The 5,289-nt window shown below is 49.6% G+C and carries 4 protein-coding genes, 4 tRNA genes and 1 pseudogene; 7 read left to right on the forward strand and 2 right to left on the reverse strand.

Annotated elements, in window-relative coordinates:
• Positions 1 to 202: 202 nt before the first annotated feature.
• The gene (gene murB, locus OGX91_RS03880; protein ID WP_005132912.1) at positions 203 to 1,231 is read left to right on the forward strand and encodes a UDP-N-acetylmuramate dehydrogenase; all 1,029 of its coding nucleotides are present in this window, start codon (positions 203 to 205) and stop codon (positions 1,229 to 1,231) included.
• Complete coding sequence (gene birA / locus OGX91_RS03885; protein ID WP_005132910.1) at positions 1,228 to 2,190, forward strand: bifunctional biotin--[acetyl-CoA-carboxylase] ligase/biotin operon repressor BirA; 963 nt, start codon at positions 1,228 to 1,230, stop codon at positions 2,188 to 2,190. Before murB ends, birA begins: the two co-directional genes overlap by 4 nt.
• A gap of 32 nt (positions 2,191 to 2,222) precedes the next feature.
• On the opposite strand, the gene coaA is transcribed toward birA, so the two are convergent.
• A complete protein-coding gene (gene coaA, locus OGX91_RS03890; RefSeq protein WP_040232296.1) occupies positions 2,223 to 3,173 on the reverse strand; it encodes a type I pantothenate kinase in 951 nt (316 codons plus the stop codon).
• Between the two features lie 290 nt (positions 3,174 to 3,463).
• A pseudogene (locus OGX91_RS03895) lies at positions 3,464 to 3,544 on the reverse strand (hypothetical protein); the annotation flags it as partial.
• A 19-nt stretch (positions 3,545 to 3,563) separates the two neighbouring features.
• Here OGX91_RS03895 and OGX91_RS03900 point away from each other — a divergent pair.
• The 5 genes from OGX91_RS03900 to tuf form a co-directional block, all read left to right on the forward strand.
• A tRNA-Thr gene (locus tag OGX91_RS03900) sits at positions 3,564 to 3,639 on the forward strand.
• Between the two features lie 8 nt (positions 3,640 to 3,647).
• A tRNA-Tyr gene (locus OGX91_RS03905) sits at positions 3,648 to 3,732 on the forward strand.
• A 114-nt stretch (positions 3,733 to 3,846) separates the two neighbouring features.
• Positions 3,847 to 3,921 (forward strand) — tRNA-Gly (locus OGX91_RS03910).
• 5 nt (positions 3,922 to 3,926) lie between these two features.
• Positions 3,927 to 4,002, forward strand: a tRNA-Thr gene (locus tag OGX91_RS03915).
• Positions 4,003 to 4,120: 118 nt separating this feature from the next.
• Positions 4,121 to 5,289 (forward strand): elongation factor Tu (gene tuf / locus OGX91_RS03920; RefSeq protein WP_049014834.1); only part of this gene is annotated, 1,169 nt, incomplete at its 3' end.

Consider the following 5,289-nt stretch of genomic DNA (forward strand, 5'->3'; position numbering starts at 1 on the left):
ATGCGAGAGTAGGGAACTGCCAGGCATTAATTAAAGTGAAGAAGCCCATCCTGACGGATGGGCTTTTTTGCGTCTGTGCGAAAATGCCGGATGCGTCGCAGCGTGTGCCATCGGGTGCAAAGCAACCCCACGCTTCCATAAAACAAGCCATCCTGTGGCATATGCGGTAAACTAAGCGCGATTTTGCATCAGGAAAGCGTCTATGAATCACTCCCTTAAAGCCTGGAACACCTTCGGCATTGACCAGTCTGCCAACGAGATTGTTTGTGCTGAAAATGAGCAACAACTATTGAGCGCCTGGCAAGCTGCCAATGTATTAAACCATCCGGTACTGATTCTGGGTGAGGGGAGTAACGTCCTGTTTCTTGATACCTTCCATGGCACGGTGATCGTCAACCGTATCAAAGGTATAGAGGTTACAGAGAAGCCTGACGCGTGGTATCTACACGTTGGGGCTGGTGAGAACTGGCATCATCTGGTACAGCATACATTGCAGCTTGGCATGCCTGGACTGGAAAATCTGGCGCTTATTCCCGGCTGTGTTGGCTCATCGCCAATCCAGAACATTGGTGCTTATGGTGTAGAGCTGCAGCGCGTCTGCGAATACGTAGACTGCGTAGAGCTTTCGACCGGCAAACATCTGCGTGTTAACGCCATAGAATGTCGATTTGGTTACCGTGACAGCATCTTCAAGCATGAGTACCAGGATCGTTTCGCGATTGTAGCCGTTGGTCTGCGCTTGCCTAAACAGTGGCAGCCCGTTTTGACTTACGGCGACCTGACGCGTCTGGATCCTGCAACCGTGACACCTCAGCAGGTTTTTGACTCTGTTTGCCATATGCGCACCACAAAATTGCCCGACCCAAAAGTACAGGGCAACGCGGGGAGCTTCTTTAAAAATCCGGTTGTCAGCGCTGATATTGCACAGGAACTTCTGGCTAAATTTCCGACTGCGCCTCATTACCCGCAGGCTGACGGCTCTGTAAAACTGGCTGCTGGCTGGCTCATCGATCAATGCCAGCTTAAAGGCATGCGTATTGGTGGCGCAGCAGTACATCAACAACAGGCACTGGTACTGATCAATGCGGGTAATGCGACGAGCCAGGATGTCGTGCAACTTGCACATCATGTACGACATAAAGTGGGTGAGAAGTTTAATGTCTGGCTTGAGCCAGAGGTTAGATTCATGGGCCCGCAGGGTGAAGTGAATGCTGTGGAGATCATCGCATGAAGGATAATACCGTCCCCCTGACGCTCATCTCATTATTGGCTGATGGCGAATTCCATTCAGGTGAGCAACTCGGTGAAAAACTGGGAATGAGTCGTGCAGCGATCAACAAACACATCCAGACGCTACGCGACTGGGGCGTTGATGTATTTACTGTTCCAGGTAAAGGCTACAGCTTACCAGAGCCCATCCAGCTCTTAGACTCATCCGTTATTTATTCTCAGCTGGGCGGCGGGAACATCACTGTTCTACCCGTAATCGATTCAACCAACCAGTATCTGCTGGATCGAATTGGTCAACTGGAGTCAGGAGATGCCTGCGTCGCCGAATATCAGCAGGCCGGGCGTGGTCGCCGTGGACGTAAATGGTTCTCTCCCTTTGGCGCTAACCTGTATCTCTCTATGTTCTGGCGCCTGGAGCAGGGCCCGGCAGCGGCGATTGGCCTGAGCCTGGTGATTGGTATTGTCATGGCCGAGGTATTACGCGATCTGGGTGCGGATAAAGTACGTGTTAAATGGCCGAACGATCTCTATTTGCTCGACCGTAAGCTGGCAGGGATCCTGGTAGAACTTACCGGTAAGACGGGTGATGCCGCGCAGATTGTTATTGGTGCAGGTATTAACATGTCCATGCGTCGAGTTGAAGAGAATGTGGTTAATCAAGGCTGGATTAATCTACAGGAAGCAGGGATTAACATTGACCGCAATACTCTGGCAGCACGGCTGATCCGCGAGCTTCGTGCTGCACTGATACTATTTGAGCAAGAGGGGTTAGTGCCTTATTTATCACGCTGGAAGGCACTTGATAACTTTATCAATCGCCCGGTTAAACTCATTATTGGTGATAAAGAAATATTTGGCATATCACGAGGAATAGATGCGCAAGGTGCATTGCTGCTTGAGCAGAATGGTGAGATAAAGCCATGGATGGGTGGGGAAATATCGCTTAGAAGCGCTGAATAATAAGCAGAAGGGGAGCATTGGCTCCCCTTTTTTTATTTTCTTAACCTGACTTGTTCAACGGCATGATTGGCACTCTTGGTCATAATCAAGCTGGCCCGCTCACGCGTTGGTAGTATGTTCTGCTTTAAATTCAACCAATTAATCTCTTTCCAGAGCGACATTGCAGTATTGATTGCCTCATCTTCGGACAATTTAGCATAGTTATGGAAATAAGAGTCTGGGTTGGTGAATGCCCCTTCGCGGAATTTCAGGAAACGGTTGATATACCATGTTTGCAGTAATTCCTCTGGCGCATCAACGTAAATAGAAAAATCGACAAAGTCAGAAACAAATACATGATGCGGGTCGTGGGGGTAGTCCATTCCGCTTTGTAATACATTGAGCCCCTCGAGAATCAATATATCCGGCTGGGCAACCGTTTTGTCACCATCAGGGATTACATCATAGATAAGATGAGAATAGACCGGTGCCGTAACGTTGGGGACGCCAGACTTCAGATCGGAAACGAATTTAACCAGACGGTGCATATCATAGGACTGAGGAAAGCCTTTCTTCTTCATGAGTCCACGTTCTTTCAACACCTGGTTAGGATGAAGAAAACCATCTGTTGTAATCAGCTCAACCTTACGATGCTCGGGCCAACGACTCAGTAACGCCTGCAACACGCGCGCAGTCGTACTTTTACCGACAGCGACGCTGCCAGCAATGCTAATGATATAAGGAATACGCTCGCCGTTGGTGCCTAAAAATTGCTCCAGCACAGCCTGACGCCGCAGGTTCGAACTGATGTAAAAATTTAGCAAACGCGATAGAGGCAAATAAATCTCAGCAACTTCTTCCAGCGATAAGTCTTCGTTAATGCCTTTCAGACGAGCAATCTCTTCCTCGGTCAGGGTCATCGGCACTGAATCACGAAGCGCAGCCCACTGGTTGCGATCAAACTGTAGGTAAGGCGACGTTAACGCTTGCTCTTTTATACTCATACGCATGGTCTGGCTGTCATTGCTATATCAGGTCAGTGATAAAAAACGAAATCATCCCCGGCACGCAATGGCACGCACATTTCAGTTAATTTGGACAATGGGCAGGAGGGTAACACCAGATGAGGGGGAATAATAAGAAAAAATCGTCCCCTGAAAAGCATTGTGACGAGTATTCCAGATGTATAAAGATGTGCTTTCTCTCTGTCTGGACGTGAATAACGGAGCAAAACCCTATCCGGTTATAACGCCCAACGTTGGAAATTTGTGCAATTCAGATAAGAAATAGATTATTTATCGGACGTATAGTGCAAAATGTGAGCGGAAGAACATTTTATGCAATTTTTTAGTTGCATGAGCACGCAGGTATCCATAAAATGCGCGCTACTTGATGCCGACTTAGCTCAGTAGGTAGAGCAACTGACTTGTAATCAGTAGGTCACCAGTTCGATTCCGGTAGTCGGCACCATCAAGTCCGGTGGGGTTCCCGAGCGGCCAAAGGGAGCAGACTGTAAATCTGCCGTCACAGACTTCGAAGGTTCGAATCCTTCCCCCACCACCACTTTCTGGCAGCGTTATCGCCGCCTGAGTTGGTTAAAAATTTAATCAGCTCGAACATAAAAGAGAGAAATCTCTTTTTTGTTACAGAAAGAACTGGGTAGCCGAGTTTCAGGATGCGGGCATCGTATAATGGCTATTACCTCAGCCTTCCAAGCTGATGATGCGGGTTCGATTCCCGCTGCCCGCTCCAGACGTGCTGATATGGCTCAGTTGGTAGAGCGCACCCTTGGTAAGGGTGAGGTCCCCAGTTCGACTCTGGGTATCAGCACCACTTCACTTCTCCTTCCCGTTTCTCTCTGTTTACTTTTAAAAGCATTCAACAGCTCAGGTATATTGCCTGGTTGATGTGGTGATATCACCGATTTATCCGTGTCTTAGAGGGACAATCGATGTCTAAAGAAAAATTTGAACGTACTAAACCGCACGTTAACGTCGGTACTATCGGCCACGTTGACCATGGTAAAACAACGCTGACCGCTGCAATCACTACCGTTCTGGCTAAAACCTACGGCGGTGCTGCTCGCGCATTCGATCAGATCGATAACGCGCCGGAAGAAAAAGCACGTGGTATCACCATCAACACTTCTCACGTTGAATATGACACCCCGACTCGCCACTACGCGCACGTAGACTGCCCGGGCCACGCCGACTATGTTAAAAACATGATCACCGGTGCTGCGCAGATGGACGGCGCGATCCTGGTTGTTGCTGCGACTGACGGCCCGATGCCGCAGACTCGTGAGCACATCCTGCTGGGTCGTCAGGTAGGCGTTCCGTACATCATCGTGTTCCTGAACAAATGCGACATGGTTGATGACGAAGAGCTGCTGGAACTGGTAGAAATGGAAGTTCGTGAACTTCTGTCTCAGTACGATTTCCCGGGCGATGACACGCCGATCGTTCGTGGTTCTGCTCTGAAAGCGCTGGAAGGCGAAGCAGAGTGGGAAGCGAAAATCATCGAACTGGCTGGCTTCCTGGATTCTTACATCCCGGAACCAGAACGTGCTATCGATAAGCCGTTCCTGCTGCCAATCGAAGACGTATTCTCCATCTCCGGTCGTGGTACCGTTGTTACCGGTCGTGTAGAACGCGGTATCATCAAAGTTGGTGAAGAAGTTGAAATCGTTGGTATCAAAGAGACTGCCAAGTCTACCTGTACTGGCGTTGAAATGTTCCGCAAACTGCTGGACGAAGGCCGTGCTGGTGAGAACGTTGGTGTTCTGCTGCGTGGTATCAAACGTGAAGAAATCGAACGTGGTCAGGTACTGGCTAAGCCGGGCTCTATCAAGCCGCACACCAAGTTCGAATCTGAAGTGTACATTCTGTCCAAAGACGAAGGCGGCCGTCATACTCCGTTCTTCAAAGGCTACCGTCCGCAGTTCTACTTCCGTACTACTGACGTGACTGGTACCATCGAACTGCCGGAAGGCGTAGAGATGGTAATGCCGGGCGACAACATCAAAATGGTTGTTACCCTGATCCACCCGATCGCGATGGATGACGGTCTGCGTTTCGCAATCCGTGAAGGCGGCCGTACCGTTGGCGCGGGCGTTGTTGC

Source organism: Citrobacter sp. Cpa228, assembly GCF_030333085.1.
GTDB classification, from domain to species: Bacteria; Pseudomonadota; Gammaproteobacteria; order Enterobacterales; family Enterobacteriaceae; genus Citrobacter; species Citrobacter pasteurii.

What these genes read in the sequence shown, in the direction of transcription:
- murB (WP_005132912.1), top strand. Translation starts at nt 203, where the DNA reads ATGAATCACTCCCTTAAAGCCTGGAACACCTTCGGCATTGACCAGTCT.
- birA (WP_005132910.1), top strand. Translation starts at nt 1,228, where the DNA reads ATGAAGGATAATACCGTCCCCCTGACGCTCATCTCATTATTGGCTGAT.
- coaA (WP_040232296.1), bottom strand. Translation starts at nt 3,173, where the DNA reads ATGAGTATAAAAGAGCAAGCGTTAACGTCGCCTTACCTACAGTTTGAT.